The sequence below is a fragment of the Neobacillus sedimentimangrovi genome (genome assembly GCF_010614825.1).
In the GTDB taxonomy this organism is placed as follows: Bacteria; Bacillota; Bacilli; order Bacillales; family Cytobacillaceae; genus Neobacillus; species Neobacillus thermocopriae.
In genome coordinates this window covers 26,681-45,902 of the sequence record NZ_JAAFZF010000016.1, presented here as the reverse complement: position 1 = coordinate 45,902, position 19,222 = coordinate 26,681, and the positions used below count along the sequence as shown (strand labels likewise).

General features: G+C 35.4%; 26 protein-coding genes. 20 read left to right on the top strand and 6 right to left on the bottom strand.

The window, feature by feature from the left end:
• The first annotated feature begins 8 nt into the window (after window positions 1-8).
• From ctaD to GZA11_RS07745, 5 genes are all read left to right on the top strand, one after another.
• Window positions 9-1,877, top strand: coding sequence for a cytochrome c oxidase subunit I (ctaD, locus tag GZA11_RS07765; protein WP_163183391.1), 1,869 nt, complete (start codon window positions 9-11; stop codon window positions 1,875-1,877).
• Window positions 1,877-2,506: a cytochrome (ubi)quinol oxidase subunit III gene (locus GZA11_RS07760; RefSeq protein ID WP_038540769.1), complete on the top strand. Its 630-nt coding sequence runs from the start codon at window positions 1,877-1,879 to the stop codon at window positions 2,504-2,506. Before ctaD ends, GZA11_RS07760 begins: the two co-directional genes overlap by 1 nt.
• A 4-nt stretch (window positions 2,507-2,510) precedes the next feature.
• Window positions 2,511-2,846 carry a cytochrome c oxidase subunit IVB gene (gene ctaF / locus GZA11_RS07755; RefSeq protein WP_038540772.1) on the top strand — a complete coding sequence of 112 codons (336 nt, stop codon included), beginning with the start codon at window positions 2,511-2,513 and terminating at the stop codon, window positions 2,844-2,846.
• Between the two features lie 144 nt (window positions 2,847-2,990).
• On the top strand, window positions 2,991-3,893 hold the full coding sequence (ctaG, locus tag GZA11_RS07750; protein WP_231314545.1) for a cytochrome c oxidase assembly factor CtaG: 903 nt from the start codon (window positions 2,991-2,993) through the stop codon (window positions 3,891-3,893).
• Window positions 3,894-3,985: 92 nt separating this feature from the next.
• Window positions 3,986-4,450, top strand: a complete 465-nt coding sequence (locus GZA11_RS07745) for a DUF420 domain-containing protein (protein ID WP_163183390.1) — start codon at window positions 3,986-3,988, stop codon at window positions 4,448-4,450.
• A gap of 163 nt (window positions 4,451-4,613) precedes the next feature.
• Here GZA11_RS07745 and GZA11_RS07740 read toward each other — a convergent pair whose 3' ends face one another.
• On the bottom strand, window positions 4,614-4,976 hold the full coding sequence (locus tag GZA11_RS07740; RefSeq protein ID WP_163183389.1) for a YugN family protein: 363 nt from the start codon (window positions 4,974-4,976) through the stop codon (window positions 4,614-4,616).
• Between the two features lie 170 nt (window positions 4,977-5,146).
• Here GZA11_RS07740 and GZA11_RS07735 point away from each other — a divergent pair, with 170 nt between their 5' ends.
• Together GZA11_RS07735 and GZA11_RS07730 are read left to right on the top strand one after the other, a co-directional pair.
• A complete protein-coding gene (locus tag GZA11_RS07735; RefSeq protein WP_038540779.1) occupies window positions 5,147-5,581 on the top strand; it encodes a CBS domain-containing protein in 435 nt (144 codons plus the stop codon).
• A gap of 299 nt (window positions 5,582-5,880) precedes the next feature.
• The gene (locus GZA11_RS07730) at window positions 5,881-6,825 is read left to right on the top strand and encodes a CAP domain-containing protein (protein WP_081905151.1); all 945 of its coding nucleotides are present in this window, start codon (window positions 5,881-5,883) and stop codon (window positions 6,823-6,825) included.
• Window positions 6,826-6,865: 40 nt separating this feature from the next.
• Here GZA11_RS07730 and GZA11_RS07725 read toward each other — a convergent pair whose 3' ends face one another.
• Both GZA11_RS07725 and GZA11_RS07720 read right to left on the bottom strand, forming a co-directional pair.
• Window positions 6,866-7,255 (bottom strand): hypothetical protein, encoded by a 390-nt coding sequence (locus tag GZA11_RS07725; protein ID WP_038540786.1) that lies wholly within the window; start codon window positions 7,253-7,255, stop codon window positions 6,866-6,868.
• Between the two features lie 19 nt (window positions 7,256-7,274).
• Window positions 7,275-7,757: a PaaI family thioesterase gene (locus GZA11_RS07720; RefSeq protein ID WP_038540789.1), complete on the bottom strand. Its 483-nt coding sequence runs from the start codon at window positions 7,755-7,757 to the stop codon at window positions 7,275-7,277.
• A 150-nt stretch (window positions 7,758-7,907) separates the two neighbouring features.
• On the opposite strand from GZA11_RS07720, the gene GZA11_RS07715 reads away from it, so the two are divergent.
• The 7 genes from GZA11_RS07715 to coaD all read left to right on the top strand — a co-directional run bounded on the left by GZA11_RS07715 (window position 7,908) and on the right by coaD (window position 11,469).
• A complete protein-coding gene (locus GZA11_RS07715; protein ID WP_321175665.1) occupies window positions 7,908-8,312 on the top strand; it encodes a YlbD family protein in 405 nt (134 codons plus the stop codon).
• Between the two features lie 15 nt (window positions 8,313-8,327).
• Window positions 8,328-8,567 (top strand): YlbE-like family protein, encoded by a 240-nt coding sequence (locus GZA11_RS07710; protein ID WP_038540794.1) that lies wholly within the window; start codon window positions 8,328-8,330, stop codon window positions 8,565-8,567.
• Window positions 8,568-8,660: 93 nt separating this feature from the next.
• A complete protein-coding gene (locus tag GZA11_RS07705) occupies window positions 8,661-9,038 on the top strand; it encodes a hypothetical protein (protein ID WP_051968301.1) in 378 nt (125 codons plus the stop codon).
• Window positions 9,039-9,096: 58 nt separating this feature from the next.
• Entirely contained in the window at window positions 9,097-9,528 is a 432-nt protein-coding gene (locus GZA11_RS07700) for a YlbF family regulator (RefSeq protein ID WP_038540797.1), read from the top strand.
• Between the two features lie 253 nt (window positions 9,529-9,781).
• Window positions 9,782-10,054 carry a YlbG family protein gene (locus GZA11_RS07695; protein ID WP_038542241.1) on the top strand — a complete coding sequence of 91 codons (273 nt, stop codon included), beginning with the start codon at window positions 9,782-9,784 and terminating at the stop codon, window positions 10,052-10,054.
• Between the two features lie 357 nt (window positions 10,055-10,411).
• Window positions 10,412-10,972, top strand: a complete 561-nt coding sequence (gene rsmD / locus GZA11_RS07690; RefSeq protein WP_163183388.1) for a 16S rRNA (guanine(966)-N(2))-methyltransferase RsmD — start codon at window positions 10,412-10,414, stop codon at window positions 10,970-10,972.
• Window positions 10,973-10,983: 11 nt separating this feature from the next.
• Window positions 10,984-11,469 carry a pantetheine-phosphate adenylyltransferase gene (coaD, locus tag GZA11_RS07685; protein ID WP_163183387.1) on the top strand — a complete coding sequence of 162 codons (486 nt, stop codon included), beginning with the start codon at window positions 10,984-10,986 and terminating at the stop codon, window positions 11,467-11,469.
• 21 nt (window positions 11,470-11,490) lie between these two features.
• Here the strand turns inward: coaD and ylbJ are convergent, their stop codons facing one another.
• The gene (gene ylbJ / locus GZA11_RS07680) at window positions 11,491-12,708 is read right to left on the bottom strand and encodes a sporulation integral membrane protein YlbJ (protein ID WP_163183386.1); all 1,218 of its coding nucleotides are present in this window, start codon (window positions 12,706-12,708) and stop codon (window positions 11,491-11,493) included.
• A gap of 188 nt (window positions 12,709-12,896) precedes the next feature.
• Between ylbJ and GZA11_RS07675 the strand changes: the two genes are divergently transcribed.
• Window positions 12,897-13,676: a patatin-like phospholipase family protein gene (locus GZA11_RS07675; RefSeq protein WP_038540815.1), complete on the top strand. Its 780-nt coding sequence runs from the start codon at window positions 12,897-12,899 to the stop codon at window positions 13,674-13,676.
• Window positions 13,677-13,743: 67 nt separating this feature from the next.
• Window positions 13,744-14,706, top strand: coding sequence for a SepM family pheromone-processing serine protease (locus tag GZA11_RS07670; protein ID WP_163183399.1), 963 nt, complete (start codon window positions 13,744-13,746; stop codon window positions 14,704-14,706).
• A gap of 18 nt (window positions 14,707-14,724) precedes the next feature.
• Here the strand turns inward: GZA11_RS07670 and GZA11_RS07665 are convergent, their stop codons facing one another.
• The gene (locus GZA11_RS07665; protein WP_163183385.1) at window positions 14,725-15,939 is read right to left on the bottom strand and encodes a nucleotidyltransferase; all 1,215 of its coding nucleotides are present in this window, start codon (window positions 15,937-15,939) and stop codon (window positions 14,725-14,727) included.
• A 225-nt stretch (window positions 15,940-16,164) separates the two neighbouring features.
• Here GZA11_RS07665 and GZA11_RS07660 point away from each other — a divergent pair, with 225 nt between their 5' ends.
• The 4 genes from GZA11_RS07660 to GZA11_RS07645 all read left to right on the top strand — a co-directional run bounded on the left by GZA11_RS07660 (window position 16,165) and on the right by GZA11_RS07645 (window position 18,517).
• Window positions 16,165-16,695: a YceD family protein gene (locus tag GZA11_RS07660; RefSeq protein ID WP_163183384.1), complete on the top strand. Its 531-nt coding sequence runs from the start codon at window positions 16,165-16,167 to the stop codon at window positions 16,693-16,695.
• 83 nt (window positions 16,696-16,778) lie between these two features.
• Complete coding sequence (gene rpmF / locus GZA11_RS07655; protein ID WP_038540824.1) at window positions 16,779-16,952, top strand: 50S ribosomal protein L32; 174 nt, start codon at window positions 16,779-16,781, stop codon at window positions 16,950-16,952.
• Between the two features lie 94 nt (window positions 16,953-17,046).
• Window positions 17,047-17,817 carry an enoyl-CoA hydratase/isomerase family protein gene (locus tag GZA11_RS07650; protein ID WP_163183383.1) on the top strand — a complete coding sequence of 257 codons (771 nt, stop codon included), beginning with the start codon at window positions 17,047-17,049 and terminating at the stop codon, window positions 17,815-17,817.
• A gap of 76 nt (window positions 17,818-17,893) precedes the next feature.
• The gene (locus tag GZA11_RS07645; protein ID WP_163183382.1) at window positions 17,894-18,517 is read left to right on the top strand and encodes an RsfA family transcriptional regulator; all 624 of its coding nucleotides are present in this window, start codon (window positions 17,894-17,896) and stop codon (window positions 18,515-18,517) included.
• A 56-nt stretch (window positions 18,518-18,573) separates the two neighbouring features.
• Here GZA11_RS07645 and GZA11_RS07640 read toward each other — a convergent pair whose 3' ends face one another.
• The gene (locus GZA11_RS07640; protein ID WP_038540834.1) at window positions 18,574-19,041 is read right to left on the bottom strand and encodes an N-acetyltransferase; all 468 of its coding nucleotides are present in this window, start codon (window positions 19,039-19,041) and stop codon (window positions 18,574-18,576) included.
• Between the last annotated feature and the right edge of the window lie 181 nt (window positions 19,042-19,222).

The following is a 19,222-nucleotide window of genomic DNA, read 5'->3' as shown; positions in this document are numbered from 1 at the left end:
GTAAAACTGTGAGTACCTTTGCTCAAAAGAAAGGATTAGGCTCGGTCATTTGGGATTACTTAACTACCGTTGACCATAAAAAAATTGCCATCCTATATCTCATTGCAGGTGGATTTTTCTTCCTTTTAGGAGGAATCGAGGCTGTATTTATCCGGATCCAGCTTGCAGTACCTAATAATGATTTTGTAAGCGCCGGTGCATTTAATGAAATTATCACGATGCACGGAACAACTATGATTTTCCTTGCTGCCATGCCATTATTGTTTGCATTTATGAATGCGGTAATGCCATTGCAAATTGGAGCTCGTGATGTTGCGTTCCCATTTGTCAATGCACTTGGTTTCTGGTTATTCTTTTTTGGTGGAGTATTCCTAAACCTTTCTTGGTTTTTAGGTGGTGCACCTGATGCTGGTTGGACATCTTATGCATCATTAGCTATCCACTCAAAAGGTCATGGTATCGATTTCTATGTATTAGGTTTACAGATTTCAGGTATCGGAACCCTAATTGGTGGTATTAACTTCTTAGTTACGATTATTAATATGCGTGCACCAGGGATGACTTATATGAGGATGCCTCTATTTACCTGGGCAACATTCGTTTCATCTGCATTAATTTTATTTGCATTTCCGCCATTAACTGTTGGTCTTACATTAATGATGTTTGACCGTATGTTCGGTTCGAACTTCTTTATCACAGAAAATGGTGGTAACACAATTATTTGGGAGCATTTATTCTGGATTTTCGGACACCCTGAAGTTTATATTCTAGTACTTCCTGCATTTGGTATTTTCTCTGATATTTTCTCCACATTTTCGAGAAAACGTTTATTTGGATATTCATCGATGGTATTTGCAACGGTGCTAATCGGTTTCTTAGGATTCATGGTTTGGGCACACCATATGTTTACTACTGGTTTAGGTCCTGTTGCAAACGCAATTTTCTCTGTTGCAACAATGGCAATTGGTGTTCCAACAGGTATTAAGATTTTTAACTGGCTGTTAACAATGTGGGGAGGAAGCGTTAAATTTACTACGCCAATGTACTGGGCATTCGCTTTCATTCCATCATTTGTAATCGGTGGAGTAACTGGGGTAATGCTAGCTTCTGCTGCAGCAGACTACCAATATCATGATAGTTATTTCGTTGTTGCACACTTCCACTACGTTATTGTTGGTGGGGTAGTATTTGCAGTATTTGCTGCTACTCACTTCTATTGGCCAAAAATATTTGGAACCATGTTAAACGAAAAGCTAGGTAAAATTACATTCTGGTTATTCTTTATCGGTTTCCATATGACATTCTTTATTCAGCACTTCCTTGGACTTTGGGGAATGCCGCGTCGTGTCTTCACATTCCTTCCAGGACAAGGATTTGAAATGTCAAACTTAATCAGCTCTATTGGTGCAGCATTCATGTCTGCAGGTGTAATTGTGCTTTTAATAAATGTCATTGTGACATCTGTTAAGAATGAGAAAGTTGGAAATGACCCATGGGGTGACGGTAGAACACTTGAATGGTCTATTCCTTCACCACCGCCATTCTATAATTTTAAACAGCTTCCACTTGTCCGTGGATTGGATCCATATTGGTTGGAGAAAATGGAAGGTAAAAAAGGTATGACACCAGCAGAACCGCTTGGCGATATTCATATGCCGAATGCATCCTTCATTCCATTTGTTATGGTTTTTGGACTGTTTGTGGCTTCATTTGGCGCATTATATAATGGAGAAAAGTCATGGGCTGTTCCTGTAATTATTATCGGATTGCTAATCACTTTTGGTTCTATGCTAGTACGTTCATTAAAAGACGACCATGGATTCCATATTCATAAAGAGGAATTAATGGATGACAATGATAAGGGGGTTAAGGCATAATGCACGCTGAAGAAAAATTAACTTATGAAACATGGCCTGCAGAGCCGGAGAAATCAACCCTTGAAGCAAAAAATAAATTTCTTGGTTTCTGGTTATTCTTAGGAGGAGAGACAGTTTTATTCGCTTCTCTCTTCGCTACTTACCTTGCCTTAAAGGATAAGGTTCCGAGCGCTGACCATGCGTTAGCGAAAGATTTATTTGATCTTCCGCTGACTTTCGTTGCTACTATGTTGCTTTTAACAAGTTCATTAACTAGTGTTTACGCCATGTATCATATGAAAAACTTTAACTCACAAAAAATGATGCTGTGGCTTGGAATTACAGTACTTCTTGGATTAGGTTTCTTAGGATTAGAGGTTTATGAATTCAACCATTATGTCCATGAATATCACCATAAATTTACAAGTAGTGCCTTTGGTTCTGCCTTTTATACACTGGTAGGCTTCCACGGCGCTCACGTAACTTTTGGTCTTGGATGGATTTTAGCATTAATGATTCGAAACTCAAAACGTGGATTGAATCTTTATAATGCTCCAAAATTTTATGTAGCTAGTCTTTATTGGCACTTTATTGACGTAGTTTGGGTATTTATCTTTACTGTAGTCTACTTAATGGGAATGGTGGGATAAACCGATGGCAAATCAACAAATTAATTCAGGTAACCCAAGAGTCGACCTTGAATATCGCCGCAAAAAAAATGCGGAAGAAATGAGATATCAAGTTGTTTCTTTCACTTTAATGATTTTCTTAACTCTTGTTGCATTTGCGGCAGTAGCAATTGAAGGTTTTACTGCATGGTTTACAGTACCTTTTATTATCCTGTTGGCATTTGTTCAAGTTGTGTTTCAGCTTTACTATTTTATGCATATGAGTCATAAAGGGCATGAAGCGCCATCACTGTTTCTTTTTTCAGGCTTGGGCTTGGGTTTAGTAATGGTTTTGGCCTTCATGACAATCGTATGGTGGTAATTTGAAAATCTAAGAAAATCGGCTGATTAGCCGATTTTCTTTTTTAGTGTTGGAAATATTGGTATATATGTTATTTTGCTAAACCAATTAGTAATCGGTATAATATTATTAATGACATTTTCGATGAAATGGTGGCGATTTTCAGTGCTTGGAATAGAAATGTTTGGCTTTAAAGCACTATGGAGTCCTTATTTTTTATGCACTCTTATCGTAATAACAGTGCTCTTCTATCTTTTAACAATTAAATTTAGAAACTTATTTCCTGACAGTGAGCCGTTAACAAAAAAACAAGGAATCTTATTTTTCATTTCTATGGCTCTTATATATGTTATTAAAGGTTCTCCATTAGATGTAATGGCCCATCTAATGTTCTATGTTCATATGATTCAAATGGCTACATTACTGCTGGTTATACCACCAATATTTATTATTAGCGTTCCGGTGTGGGTTTGGAGAAGGTTGTTGTCTGTTAACATTATTAAATATCTATTTACTTTCTTCACGAAACCGCTCATCGCATTAATTGTTTTTAATGGGTTATTTTCGTTTTATCATATTCCGATGATATTTGACCGTGTTATGCAAAATATTTGGTTGCATGCGGGATATTCTATTGTTCTTTTTATTGTTGCTATATTCATGTGGTGGCCATTAATAAATCAATTACCTGAGCATCAGACATTAAATGGACTAAAAAAAGTTGGGTACTTATTCGCAGATGGCATTCTTATAACCCCGGCTTGTGCTTTAATTATTTTTGCAGATACTTCACTTTATGCCACTTATTCCGATCCAGCTGTTTGGGGGAAAGTTATGGCTTTATGTGTGGGTCCTGCAACCTTTAATAATCTGAATTTAAGTGGGCCTGAGTTATTCAGTTCAATGTCCTTAGTCCATGATCAACAGTTGGGTGGGGTATTAATGAAAGTAATGCAGGAAATTATATATGGAGTAATCCTTGCCCATGTTTTTTTTGAATGGTTTCGTAAAGATCAAGAGGAAACAAATCAGCAGAGAGAGGATTTGAATCCTTCACTGATTAAATAATCTCCCATTCCTTTGGGAGATTTTTTTATTGAAAAAAGAGAGTGGTTTTACTACTATAATTTGTAGAATACATAAAAAGAAAGGACTAAATTATGGCGTCGTTACCGATTTTACCTACGATAAGTACCACTTTTATCGTTTTGAGCGGGATTACTGTGGCAATAGGTTGGTGGCAAATTAAACAAAGAAAAATAGAGGCACATAAAAAGTCTATGTTTATTGCTGCAATATTTGCTACGATATTCTTTATTATTTATGCTTCAAGAACTGTTTTTATTGGAAATACAGCCTTTGGCGGACCAGATGAGATTAAAATTTATTATACCATTTTTCTTATTTTCCACATTTCCTTATCAACCATAGGGGCAATACTTGGTGGTTTGTCTTTATATACTGGTTATAAAGACAAACTTTCTGTTCATAGAAAGCTTGGTCCAATTGCAAGTATTGTTTGGTTTTTTACAGCAATAACAGGTGTAGTAGTTTATCTTTTGCTATACGTTTTTTACCAGGGCGGAGAAACAACCTCTATGATCAAGGCTATTTTAGGATTTTAAACTAAAAGACGCATGATTTTCATGCGTCTTCTTTATAGGATAAAGAATGTATTTTTCAACTTCGATTAATACCTAGCTCAGTACTCTAGCGCCGAGTCTTCCAAAAGTAAATACGTTTGGAAGAAGAATTTAGCCAGCTAAACAAGATAAGCTAGCACTTTTTTTATTGCTCAGCAAACTTGCTTATTTCGTTTTTAACATCTTCTAGAATTTTTTTACATTGATTTACTAAGGAGTTAGGGAAATTTTCTCCTTCACCATACTCTACTCCATGTGGATAATAATATTTACCTAAAAGCGGAGTCATTAGCTGTATGGTGGCCTTAAATGTATCTACATCTCCTTCAATTGCATACCCTTGGACACGTAGGTAAAATACTCCTTCTCTCATTTCAAATTTTCTGTCGTATGTAACTCGTTCGTAATCCCATTGTCCTGCTCGAATTAAACCGTGATTATGCATAACCTCATCTAAACGATTTAAATCTGCTTTAAATTTTTCAATTCCTGTATTTTCGAATTTCATAATATCCCTCCTAAAAACAGTCCCATGCATTCTGTATTAAAGCAAGTTTTCCTCATTTCAATAATAGATGAAATTTTAATAACTTGCAATGAAATCATTTAACGAATAATTGGTACAGATAAAGGAGAAACTAGATTACAGTTAACCATGAATCTTTAGGAGGCAACATAATGGAGAAAATTTGTGAGATCATGACTAAAGATGTGGAGAGTTGTTCATTACTTGATAATGTATATGAAGTGGCAGTAAAGATGAAGGAATTAAATGTAGGTGCAATACCAATTGTTGATCAAGATAGGCTTGTGGGGATGATTACAGATCGCGATATTGTCATAAGATGTATTGCTGAAAAGCACCCTGCATCATCAAAAGTGCAAGATATCATGAGTGATCAACTTATTACTGTATCTCCTGATACTACGACGAGAGAAGCAGCAAAATTAATGGCTGAGCACCAAATTCGCCGACTTCCGGTTGTTGAGAATGGGAAATTGGTTGGGATTGTTTCATTGGGTGACTTTGCTGTGCGTGAGTTGACAGATGACCAAGCTAAACAGGCTTTATCACAAATATCTGAACAAACTTATAATGAATTACAGCATTAATAGAAATGTATAGAATAAGGATAAGCATACAAAACAGGTGCATTTGTACCTGTTTTTATATTTTTATTTAATAATTTTACATTTCCAAATATCCATATTACTAAATATGTTACAATTGAATTATATAACTTCCTCTAACGAAATAATGGTTGTAATTGGATTAGAGAGGGTGAAAGCCTCTGCATACACTTTTTAGAATATTAATACTTTCTGTAATTATTTTAACCATCGCATTTTATTTAGGTATTAAAGGAGATAAACAAGATAGGATCTTAATTAAAGAGGATCAAACATTAAAAATGACGCAAAATGGAGCACAATATGTCTCACATCAGCCGAAAAAAAATACAAAAAGACCAACGGAAGGATTGTCATTTTTCATTGGGAAGGATGTCTCAGAACTAGAAAAAGTGCTCGGTCAGCCACAGCGAATTGATGAAACATTATATGGGTATCAATGGCATATTTATAATAAAGATTATCAACACTACGTACAAGTGGGAGTTGAAAATAATCGCGTGGTGACAATATTTGCTCTAGGAGAGCGGTTAAATATTTTTCCATTTAAGATAGGACAACCTATTGAAGAGATTTTTAAAAAACATTTTATAGATACGAATATTAGTATTGAAAAGGATGGTAATTCCTATCGATTTGAATTGAATGATACTGATTTAAATCTTCGACCAGTTGTTCAATTAGGTGATATTTATTCTCAACTTTATATAGATAAGTTTACTGGAACTTTATCTAGTGTTCGTTTCATCAATGCTGATACATTAATTAAGCAGCGGCCGTATGAGCTAATATATCGTGGAGAGTTAATCGAATCAGAGGTACCTAGTGATGAGATGTGGAAAGAAATTGAAAAGGGGACAGAACAGCAAATATCAGAAATCACAAATGTAATCAGACAAAGATTTAAGCTAAAACCATTAATTTGGGATGAAAAGACTGCAGAAGTTGCCTATGGACACAGCAAAGATATGGCTGAAAGCAATGATTTCTCTCACCAGTCGCAAAAATACGGCAGCCTGACAGATCGTTTAAATAATGCTGATATTACTTACAAGAATGCTGGAGAAAATATTGCAGCCAACTACATTGATGCACCTGCAGCCATCGAAGGCTGGCTAAATAGTAAAGAACATCGTGGAGTATTATTGAACAAAGATTTTTCACATATTGGTGTTGGGGTTTATAAGAAGTATTATACACAAAATTTTATTCAGAAAACAGATTAATAGTGGACAACAATGGGAACAAAAAGGTGACTATATAAGGTCACCTTTTTGTTGGGTTCAAAAAGTTTTCCCTCTGTTTCATTGTTTCATAGTGGTTAAATATAAATGTACTGCCTTCCCAGCACCCAAAAAAGCGTACTTTATTTCCAACAATGAATTGATCCGTTTTCATATCCTTTGTTATGGGTGTTATTTTTTTAGCAGTAATCGTTTTGGATTCTGATTGTACCTTTAGAGTTTGAATAAAGATATATCGGTGGTAATAAAACCGTTGTTTTTCCTCAGTGATATCTTTAATTTCTCCAGTTATAACTGCTTCATGGGTGATATTTTTTAATGCTAGCCATTTCTGATCATGTTCTTTTATTTCTTTACGGGTTAACCACCAGAAATAAATGCAAATGATTGGGATGACAATGGCAGTGACCATCTTTTCAACCCCTTACTGCCTACTTTTTTATTATAAAAAATGTACCAGTTGCATAGGCAATTTTCTTTCCATCACTTCGATAAGCTTCACCTGAAATGACGATGGTTTTCGTACCTTGATGAACAATCTCAGCTTTGCAGCGAAGAAAATCCCCTATCCCGGGAGCAATATAATGAATATTCAATTGATTTGTTACTGCGCCATAACCCTCTGGGAGAATATAATTTGCAAGTGATCCCATAGCAGTATCAAGAACAGTAGCTGTTATTCCCCCGTGAACAATATTTAAATTATTATTAATGATAGGATGAATAGGAACAGTAATTTCACAGGTCTTGTCTTCAAATTTCCTATCCATATGTAAAAGTCCACCAATAAAAGCGTCATGATTATTTTCTATCTTGAGTTGAATCCCTTTTAATAAATGAGCCATGGCATCTAGATCCTTCTCAGAGCCCCTATCTATACATTCTTCTAATAATTTTCTCAATTCCTCTTTCATATAGAAACCTCTTTCATTACTTATTCTTAAGTCATCTTACCATTAAAAGTTTGAATAATAAATATTTTTATGACAAAGCAGGCTTTTCACCATTTTATATATTAGTCATATTGTATTAATGGGATGAATTTGGATAGAGGTGAGTAAATCATGAAAAAAAAATTGCACCCATCCGTTCTAGAATTTAAGGAATTTGTAAAAAATAACCCGAAAATCATTCAAGAGGTTAGAAAAGGAAAGGCAACTTGGCAAGAGTTATATGAGGATTGGTATTTATTAGGGGAAGATGATAAGCGCTGGGAAATGATTGGTGCTAATGACGAGGGAGAGTCAAATGAGGATACAGATTCTAAAGGGGATTTCGTGTCCAATATTTTAGGCTTAATAAAAAAAATGGATCCTAATCAGCTTCAATATTATCTAAATAATGTGAGTCAGGCACTTGAAGCTGTTCAAGGACTAATCTCTCAATTTCAGGCAGGGCATTCACCGCAAGGGAGTCAAGTGAAGCAGCAACAAGGACCTAAAAATCCATTTACTTTTAGACAAGACTAATGAGGTGAAGTAACAATGAGAAGAGAAGTAATGGAGTATTTAGAGAGCCGAAAGGATTTGAAACAATTTATCCGACAACAGCCTCAATGGTATAGAAAATTGTCTCGAAATCCATATGATTTGCAGGCACTTGAGGTGGCATCATTACATTATTATAAAAAAACAATACCCGATCAAGTAGAAAAGTTTTCGCAAGGGGTACAAATGGCGACAATGATGTATTCCATGTTTCAAGCAATGAAAAATCAAAATTAAGTAGAGGCCGAATAATCATGATACGGCCTTTTTGTTATTAAATAAAATATGATATGGAAGTGAACAATATAACTTAAAGAAGGAGTGACAACGATGATGAAGAGAATCCCGATTTTGATTGTACTCATGAATATTTTTGTAATGATTTGGGCTATTGATGTAAGTAATGCAGAAGAAAAGAAAAATGAATTCCCTTCCATATTTGTACATCATGAAACTAGAGGAAATACAGTATTAGTTGAATGCTTGGTAACAGGAATTACATTTCGTGAATCAGACCCTTCTAAGAAAAATTATGGAAAAATCATTGTCTGGGTAGACGGATTAAAAAAGTTCGAAGCTACAAAGGCAGCTTTTATGATTAAAGGGTTATCATCAGGTGGGCATAAAATAAAATTGGAAGTCGTTAATTTACATAATATTCCATATGGGTTAACGAAAGAATTTTTAGTAAATATCCCAAGCAAATAGGAAATTTTCGCTTTTACTCAATTGTCATGTTAAAATGTTTTTGGAGGTGAGCAAATAAATGCTTGCTACGACAGAAAGAGTAGAAATATTAGACTTTGCCGAAGAATTGGCAAAAATGGTATTGGAATCAGATATCGCTGAACAATATAGAATTTGTTTATATAAAATGCAAAATAACAAGGAGACTCAGAAAAAAATTCAACGATTTGTCAGCATGAAAGAGCGATACGAGGAAGTACAGAGGTTTGGTAAATACCATCCTGATTATTTTAAGGTCATGAAACAAATCCGAGAATATAAACGTGAAATGGACATGGATCCATATGTGGCAGAGTTTAAATTGGCTGAAAATGACTTCCAAAGTCTTTTGGATGAGATTAGTCTGTTGATTGGCGGAGCAGTGTCTAAGCATATAAAAGTCCCAACAGGCAACCCATTCTTTGATAACGGTCATGGCTGTGGTGCAGGCGGTAGCTGCGGCTGTGGATAAAAAACAGCTCTTATGCTGTTTTTTTCTTACATATATATTTATTATGAATAGATTAGCTTGCTGGAATACTACATTGTTTAAAGATTTACAGGGGAAGAACTCGCAATGGTTTATGTTATGTGGAATCCATTAGGTTGTCAGAGAATGTAAATTACCTTAGCACAAATAAAGTGGCAAGTTAACAATTCATATTGAAAAAGAATGTTTTTATATGCTAGACTTAATAAAAATGTTGGAAGGGTTAAAGGGGAAAATGTTTGTTCAAAGACAAGGATTGGTTGTTTGGCTATATTCTTTAAAACAAGCTAAAATGTTAAGACGATTTGGTAATGTTCATTATGTATCGAAGAAACTAAAATATGTTGTTTTATACTGTAATCAAGATGAAATAGAAGAGATTATTGAGAAACTTAAAACATTCTCTTTTGTAAAACAGGTCGAGCCATCTTATAAACCATTTTTAAAATTGGAATATGAGTCAACTCCGGATAAAGCAAAAGAATATGATTATAAATTAGGTATTTAAAAGTGAGGCAAATAGCCCTCACTTTTTTTGAGACGAAAAAAAAACCCTGCAGAAACCTGCAGGGTCCTTCTAACTCCTTAAAAGGATAGAAGGCAAAGGGAGAGGAGAAACCGGAGGAAGAACTTATGGGGAAACGTAAGTCTTCTCCGCGGTTGGCAACAACATCCTCGAATTGATGTTGTTATCTTCAGTATTTCCACTCCCCAAAACCTTATACCTGATTTATAAAAAATCCTATCTCATATTTCAAATTCGGATAATTTCGAAAATGAGATTAGGGATTTGTCTACAATTTGTAGTTTATGTTAGGATGTATTAAGACAGTCGATTTCTGTAAAAAAATGTGGTGATTTGTTCATGCGAGTAGTTTCAGGGACTTGTAAAGGGAGATCATTAAAAGCAGTACCTGGTAATACAACCAGACCTACAACTGATAAAGTGAAAGAAGCTATCTTTAATATAATAGGGCCATATTTTGATGGTGGAATTGGTTTAGATCTCTTTGCTGGCAGTGGAGGACTTGGTATTGAGGCGCTTAGCAGAGGAGTAGATAAAGTAATCTTTATTGACCGGGATCCCAAGGCCGTACAAATCATTCATCAGAATATTAAAGCATGTAATTTTGCAGAAAAAGCAGAGATCTACCGAAATGATGCCGAAAGGGCCATAAAAGCACTAACAAAAAGAGAAATTCACTTTGATTATGTTTTTTTGGACCCTCCCTATAAAAAACAACAACTTGTTAATTTAATGGAGAAATTGGATATTAATAATTTAGTGAATGATCGCGGTATTATTGTTTGTGAGCATAGCTTTGAAGTAGAACTACCACAATCAGTTGGGCGGTTTATTCAAAAGAAACATGAAAAATACGGAATTATCGCAGTAACAATTTATGAAAGTGGAATGGAGAGTTAGGAGGAGCCATCTTGTCAAGAATAGCCGTTTGTCCGGGAAGCTTTGACCCGATTACATATGGTCATTTAGATATCATTCGGCGAGGAGCCAAAATATTCGATAAGGTTTATGTTGTCGTCTTAAATAATTCATCAAAAAATCCGCTGTTTACGGTGGATGAACGGATAAAATTAATTAAAGAAGTGACAATGGACATACCCAACGTTCAGGTAGACCAGTTTTCAGGTTTGCTTGTTGACTATGCAAAGAGTGTAAATGCTAATGTCATTTTAAGAGGACTTCGGGCAGTTTCTGATTTTGAATATGAAATGCAGATTACTTCCATGAACCGTGTACTAAATGAAAATATAGAAACATTTTTTATGATGACAAATAACCAATATTCCTTTTTGAGCTCTAGCATCGTTAAAGAAGCAGCCAAATATCATGCGAAAATCTCAGAGCTCGTTCCTCCAGAGGTGGAAAAAGTATTACAGAAGAAATTTTCTAGTAATTAATAAAGAGCTAAGCATTCATGCTTAGCTCTTTTTATCACTTATCAAACGGAAAAATAATACCATTACATACAATAATAGTGAAAAGATGGTAATGAGTGGTCCAATTTCAATCATTTGATGAAAAAAATCCTTTGCCCTTATACCGCCTCCAAATACTGGAATTGAATTGGAGGGTACTTCCTTTTGACTGAGGCGCACATAAATTGGATTCCATAAAATAAAGGTGAAAATGCTGGCAAAAAAACCTTGGAAAATTCGACCAATAAAAAATGGTGGAAAGCGAATATCGGTTTGTGCAAGAATACTCGCTACTTGGGCTTGTACGCTGAAACCGCTAAACCCTAAAATAAAGCTAGTGATGGCTGCTTGATGAAGAAGGGAGGCATCTTCCACCCGGCTTGTTAATTCACTGCCTAAAGTAATCTCAAATAACCCTGAAATAAAGGGAATACTTAACATTTCTGGAAAGCCGAGTGAGGAAAGTAAAGTCTCTATGAACTTCGCCAATGTCTCGGTAATATGTAAGTGAAACAGCAATTTGTTCACTACGGAAAAAAGTATGATAAAACCGCCAACCATTAATAATGTTTGAATCGATGAATTTACAGCATCACCAAGAAGCTTACCAATGGGTCTATTATCTCTGATTCTTGTTTGATGCAGTACAGCTAATGCATCACGTATTTTATGTTTTTTTCGGTATTCTCGCATATCTTCCGGGGACTCTTTGCCATAAAAACGCATAATAATACCTACACAAATATTCCCTAAATAATGAGATGCTGCTAACAATATTCCTAGATGCGTATTATGAAAGAATCCTACGGCAACAGCTCCAAAGATGAATAAGGGATTAGATGAATTAGTGAAGGTAACAAGTCTTTCTGCTTCTATTCGTGTTAAATGTCCTTCCTGGCGCATTCTTGCGGTAAATTTTGCACCTGCTGGAAAGCCGGTGGCCATACCCATCGCCCAAACAAAACCTCCCACTCCGGGAACTTTAAATAATGGTCGCATAAATGGCTCTAACAAAACGCCGATGAACTTCACTACCCCGAAACCTATTAACATTTCAGAAACAATAAAAAAAGGCAAGAGCGACGGAAATACAACCTTCCACCACATATTGAGACCACGGATAGAGGCTTCGAATGACTCCTGTGGATACATGATCAGTGAAATGGCTAAAATGGTGCCTGAAAATGCTAATAGTAGTGTTTTAAGTTTTGAAAGAATCAATGAAGGGCCTCCTTCCCGGCATATAATAAATGCATCTCATTAATTTCAGTGATAAAATAGTTTCATTCCTTCAAAAAAACCTTGTCCTCATATTAATAAAATATACTCATGGAACCATAGTTTAGACCATGAGATTTTATTGAATGTGAATGATTTGAAGCGATATTGACAATTAGGAGGTAAAGTCTATGAAACGGCCAAGTATAGGCTTGGCACTTGGTTCAGGTGGTGCACGCGGGTTCGCTCATTTAGGTGTTATTAAGGTATTAACAGATGCAGGGATCCCGATAGATTTAATTGCTGGAAGCAGTATGGGAGCTTTAGTGGCCAGCTTTTATGGGGCAGGCATTGATCTTGATCATTTGTATAAATTATCAATGGCATTTAAGCGGAAATATTTTTTAGACTTTACTGTACCTAAAATGGGCTTTATAGCTGGAAAGAAGATTAAAGAGTTTATTAGAGTTTTTACTCATGGAAAAAACATAGAGGATTTGTCTATTCCAATTGGAATAGTAGCTACTGATTTATTATCCGGTGAAAAAGTGGTATTTAGAAAAGGACCTGTAGCTGATGCTGTCAGAGCAAGTATTTCAATACCGGGTATTTTTGTTCCTGAAAAGTATGAGGGAAGAATGCTTGTAGATGGAGGAGTCGCTGACCGTGTTCCTATTTCTGTAGTCAAAGAAATGGGGGCTGATATTGTCATTGCTGTCGATGTCTCCATGGTTAAGCGTAATGCCGAAATTTCCTCTATTTATGATGTCATCATGCAAAGCCTAGACATCATGCAAACCGAGATAAAAAATTATCGGGAAATGGCGGCTAATATAATGATTCGCCCTCCAGTCGAGAAATATAGTTCCAAAGCATTTACCAATATTGAAGAAATCATTAAACTTGGTGAGGAAGAAGCAAGGAAAAATCTCGACAAAATTAAACAGGAAATAGAGCATTGGAAAGAGTGATGTGAATTTGCGGAAAAAGTACTCAATAGCTTCCTTAATATTCTTTGTCGTATTATTTATTGGAGGCATGTATTATTCCTTACCATATTATGTTTCAAAGCCGGGGATGGCTAAAGAACTGTCTCCCATCATCGAGGTGGAAAATGGCCATGACGAAAAAGGGAGTTTTATGCTTACAACCGTAAGAATGGGAAGAGCTAATATTTATTCCTATCTAGAAGCTAAGTTTAGGAAATATGAAGAAATCTACCCAATAGAAATGATTTTAAGTGAAGACGAGACAGAAGAGGAATATCAAGTAAGACAGCTTCAATTAATGGCTTCATCTAAACTGAATGCCATCGAAGTAGCGTATAAAAAAGCAGGATTACCAGTTCATTATGAATATAAAGGGATATATGTTATGCAGGTTATTCCTGGAATGCCTGCTGACGGAAAGCTTAAAGCAGGGGATCGAATTTATCAAATAGATGGACAGGAATTTGTTTCTTCTGAAGAATTTATTAAATATATTAGTCAAAAGGGTCCGGATGAAAAAGTGACTCTAACTTTTAAAAGATCCAATGAAGAAAAAAAGGTTACGCTATCACTTAAGCCTTTTAGAGAAGAGCCAAATAAGGTAGGAATTGGTATTACTTTAGTTGACGATAAAGATATTGTCGTTGATCCGAAAGTGAAAGTCGATACGGATCAGATTGGTGGTCCATCTGCAGGATTAATGTTTGCTTTGGAAATCTATAATCAATTAACGAAAGAAGATTTAACGAAAGGTTATCGCATAGCGGGAACAGGTACAATTGATGTAAAAGGAAAAGTAGGTCCCATTGGAGGAATTGAGCAAAAAATTGTAGCAGCTGACAGGGCTGGAGCCGATATCTTTTTTGCCCCAAATGAAGAAGGTTCAGAGGATTCCAATTATCAGGAGGCCTTAAAAACCGCCCGTGAAATTCAAACAAAAATGAAAATTGTACCAGTAGATACTTTCGAGGAAGCTGTCGCTTATTTGGAAAAACTGGTAGAAAAGAAATAGGTTGGGTTTGATACCATCCTATTTCTTTATGTATATGGGGGGTTCTATGAATTCCTGTTTTAACATTAGTTGTCTTTGTATTCCTCCAAGTCCCATAGCATAAATCCTTGCTGCATTTATATCAAACGTAATCTCTCTTCCTTTAAAAGAAGATAATTTTGATACAAGAGGGAGGCTAAAGTGTTTTTTCATTTGATTTAAATAGTCTCTTCCCAAAGTTGTCATCCCTAAGAGCCTTAAATAAGAGGCTTTTTCTGTGAACTTGGTCATCTCCATTTTTTGTGCATTTGTTAAAATATGAACACATAATCTTTGTAATCTAGTCCAAGTATACCGCTTTGTTTTTACTTTTTGCATAAACTCTTGAAAGCTAGTAGAATGAATCGCTGCTGCTTTCATTCGATTTTCTAGTCCTTCCTCTACCTCATAAACCTCTTGTAATTCTTCATTTGAGGCTTGGATTAGCTGAAATTGTAAATAGTCCCAATAATTTTCCCAGTGATGGAACATACCATAATGATTCACATATTCATCGAGCAGCTTTTTTGTTGGTTCTGGTACGTATTGGCTTATATTTATTTTTTTATCATCTGAGAATATTGCTTTGCGGATGCTTGTAGCACTAGCAATGGTTTCAGAGGCGAAATTTTCATCATGGTAATTTGCATTTTTCCTCGCTACTGTCACTGGCTTAATTGAACTGTTTTGCCCAATTATTGCTTTTATGTAATGAAAACCAAGTATATTGTTTGGTCTGGATAAATCGAGAACATTTTCAGAGTTAGGTAGTTGCTGATAGGATAAAGCTAATGCTTTTGGATAGCTTACACCTTTGTTCATAAATTGCTTTATATTATTTTCATATTTCTCATGTTCGTCATTGAGATAATGAATCGTACGATAAAAGGAATCAATGTCACCACTTTCACTACCAAAACATAAATAGTCACATCCAACAGCATCCAAAATAGAGACTGCTCCATTTGCAAAAGTTTCAGCTTTTTGGACTGCGAATCCGTAAGGTAGCTCAAATACAAGATCTACTCCATTAAGTAAGGCCATTTTTGTCCGGTACCACTTTGAAACTAAAGCAGGTTCTCCTCTTTGAAGAAAGTTCCCGCTCATGACAGCTATTACAATATCTGCATTCGTTACTTTGCGGGAAGCTTCCAAATGAAAAGCATGACCATTATGGAATGGATTATATTCAACAATAATACCAACTGCTTTCATTCGCTTTCTCCTTGCTACATTATAATTATTACCATTATAGCAAAATTTTAAGGAATTCAATCGTTGGTTATGTTAAGATGTTATGGATGTTTGTAATTGTTAAGATTGGATACACTAGTATGGAAAAATTTTTAATTTTATTCACCATCATAGGTGTAAAGAAAAAATATTGACAAAAATATTATCGAAGGCTATAATTACCTTTGTTGCCTTGGGGTGATTCGCTTGAAATGGACATTATCACAATTACAAAAATATCGAAACAAGGAATTCCTGATTGATGAAATTGTACGGTTTGATGAGTTAATGCAGGATGATTCCAACATAAGGGATGTATCACCTATGCATATCACAGGCCGTGTTGATATCGATCCATCGAAAGTAACTTTTCATCTAAAAATTAACGGGTATCTGATTCTTCCTTGTTCTCGTACATTAGTAGATGTAAAATTTCCGATTAATGTCGAAACAACAGAAACATTCCTGTTGCAAGATACTGTTTTCGAAACTGATGAGGAAGCACACCAGGTAAAAGGCGATGTGATTGATTTAAAACCAGTCATTCGCGAAATACTTTTACTTGAAGTACCTATGCAAGTGTTTTGTGATGATGATGTTGTATCTGAAGATGCAGCACCTCAATCGGGCAAGGATTGGGAAGTCATTCATGAAGAATCGGAGTCTGGAAAGATTGATCCGAGACTTGCAGGACTTGCTAAGTTTTTTGACAAAAACCATTCTTCTTCCGAATCATAATCGGAAAATAAAAGAAGCAAAGTGAAGATCCAGCATTCCTGGCCTTCATGACTTTATATTACTCTTTAAGGGAGGTGGGAAGAATGGCTGTACCTTTTAGAAGAACTTCTAAAACTGCAAAAAGAAAACGCCGTACTCATTTTAAATTAAACGTACCTGGTATGGTAGAATGCCCTAATTGTGGTGAAATGAAACTAGCTCACCGCGTATGTAAGGCTTGTGGAACATACAAAGGCAAAGATGTAGTAAACAACTAATAATTGCTAAGATAAAGCGCAAGGAGCACAATGCCCTTGTGCTTTTGTCATTTTGTTGGCTTTTACTGATCATATAAACGGGTGGGTGAAAGGTTTGTCTTTTTCGATCGAAAAACGAGATAAAGGCTATATATTATTTACGATCACAAGAAATGAAAAGCGAAATGCCATTAATTATGAGGTCATGGAAGGGTTATCTGAGGTAATTAAACTGTCAACTGAACCTGGTATAAAAGCCCTTGTTATTACCGGTGAGGGGGAGAAAGCATTCTGTTCGGGTGGTGACCTTTCTGTATTTCATCTTCTCGAAACCCAACAAGATGCTTATACAATGTTATCTAAAATGGCAGAAATACTTTACTCTTTGCTTACCTTGCCAATCCCTACTGTTGCACTTATGAATGGGATAACAGTTGGTGGGGGTTGTGAATTAGCTGCTGCATGTGATTTTCGATTAGCCAAAAAAGGAATTAAAGCTGGATTCGTTCAAGGAAATCAGGCGATCACTACCGGATGGGGAGGCGGATCAATTTTGACAGAAAAATTGCCTCATTCAGTTGCTATGAAAATTTTAATGGAAGCTGACTTATACCCAGCTGAATTTTTAAGTAGTGTTGGATTTTTCGATATGGTTTATGAAGATGACCATATAACAGAATGTGAAAAGTTTCTAGAAAAATTCCTTAGTAAGGATGTCAGTGTATTACAATCTTATAAAAAATTGTGGATACAAAAATGGAAGGCAAGTGGGCTCCAAAAGAGGATAGAAGAAGAGGTAAGAAATTGCTCCATTCTTTGGAAAAGTGAAGCCCATTTAAACTATGTTAAATCATTTATCCATAAAAAATTGGCTGAAAAACAGTGATCCTTGAGGTTGTTTAAGTCTATCTTTTCTAGTAGATGCATATGTTTTATAAAACACTACTAGGAGGGAGATTCCAATGTCACCAACCCGGCAAGATGCATGGACACAAGATGAGGATTTACTGCTTGCAGAAGTGGTGCTAAGACATATTCGAGAGGGTGGAACACAGCTGCAAGCATTCGAGGAAGTGGGAAAACAACTTTCCAGAACACCTGCAGCTTGTGGCTTTAGATGGAACTCTTTTGTCAGGAAACAATATAAATCAGGAATTGAGCTTGCTAAGAAACAAAGAAAGGAATTAAAAAAACAAACTGTTCCACAAAAAGATAGCCAAATGAATGAAACTCAAAATATTGGTGCCGGATCCTCTTTTGAAACTGAACAAGGTTCCATTACATTTTCTGTGGTAATTCATTATTTAGAGTATCTCTATAAGAAAGCAAAAGATATAGGAGTACTGGAAGAAGAGAGACAGCGGTTTTCGGAAAAAATAAAAGAATTAGAAAAGGAAACATACTATTTGGCAGCTGAAAATGAAAGACTTACTAAAAGTTTAAAAGCAATAGAAGAGGATTACCGTTCCTTGCTGGAAATCATGGAACGAGCTCGAAAGATGGTAGTCTTTCAAGATGAGGATAGACAACAAAAAGTAAAATTCCAAATGGATAAAAACGGAAATTTAGAAAGAGTGGAAAAGTAATAAGTAAAGCGGACATATTTTGTCCGCTTATGTTTTTTGATTCTAATACATTGGTATTATTGTGCTTTAACCCCTTCTGGATACCATACAAGCGGGTTTTCCCCTCTATCACGTTCCATATCATAATCTACACTTGTAAAGCCCATTTTCTCCCAAAAATCTCGAGATTGAACTCTAGGATTTGTTTTAATTGGCAAACCAAAACTTTTTGCAAATTCAACTAACATTCTTCCATACCCACGACCTTGGTAATCAGGAAGTACTTCTAGTTTCCATAATTCTAAATAATTTTGTGGTGGATAAAAATAGCGGTCATATTTAGCATCAATCTGATATAAACTCATCCTGGCTACTAGCTTATCCCCAAAATAGATTCCATAAAATGGTGATTCAATATCATTATCTACCATATTGGCCTCGAGATCTTCCAACATAGAAAGTTCTTGAAGTCCGTATTCCTTAAATTTTTTAAATTCTTCGAGTGTTTTAAAGTTTATTTTTAGTTTCTCTACTTTTGTCCCCATAATCCTTCCTCCCAAATCAAACAATTGTATATCTTGTTGTACTTCTGAATAAAATGAAATGAATCATTTTTTAAATTTTTCAAACGAATTAATTTAATTATATAACAAAAGAACAAAAAATTCTTCTATGAAAAAGTAGGAAGCGTTTTCAAATTTTGCAGGAAATTTAGACATAAATGTA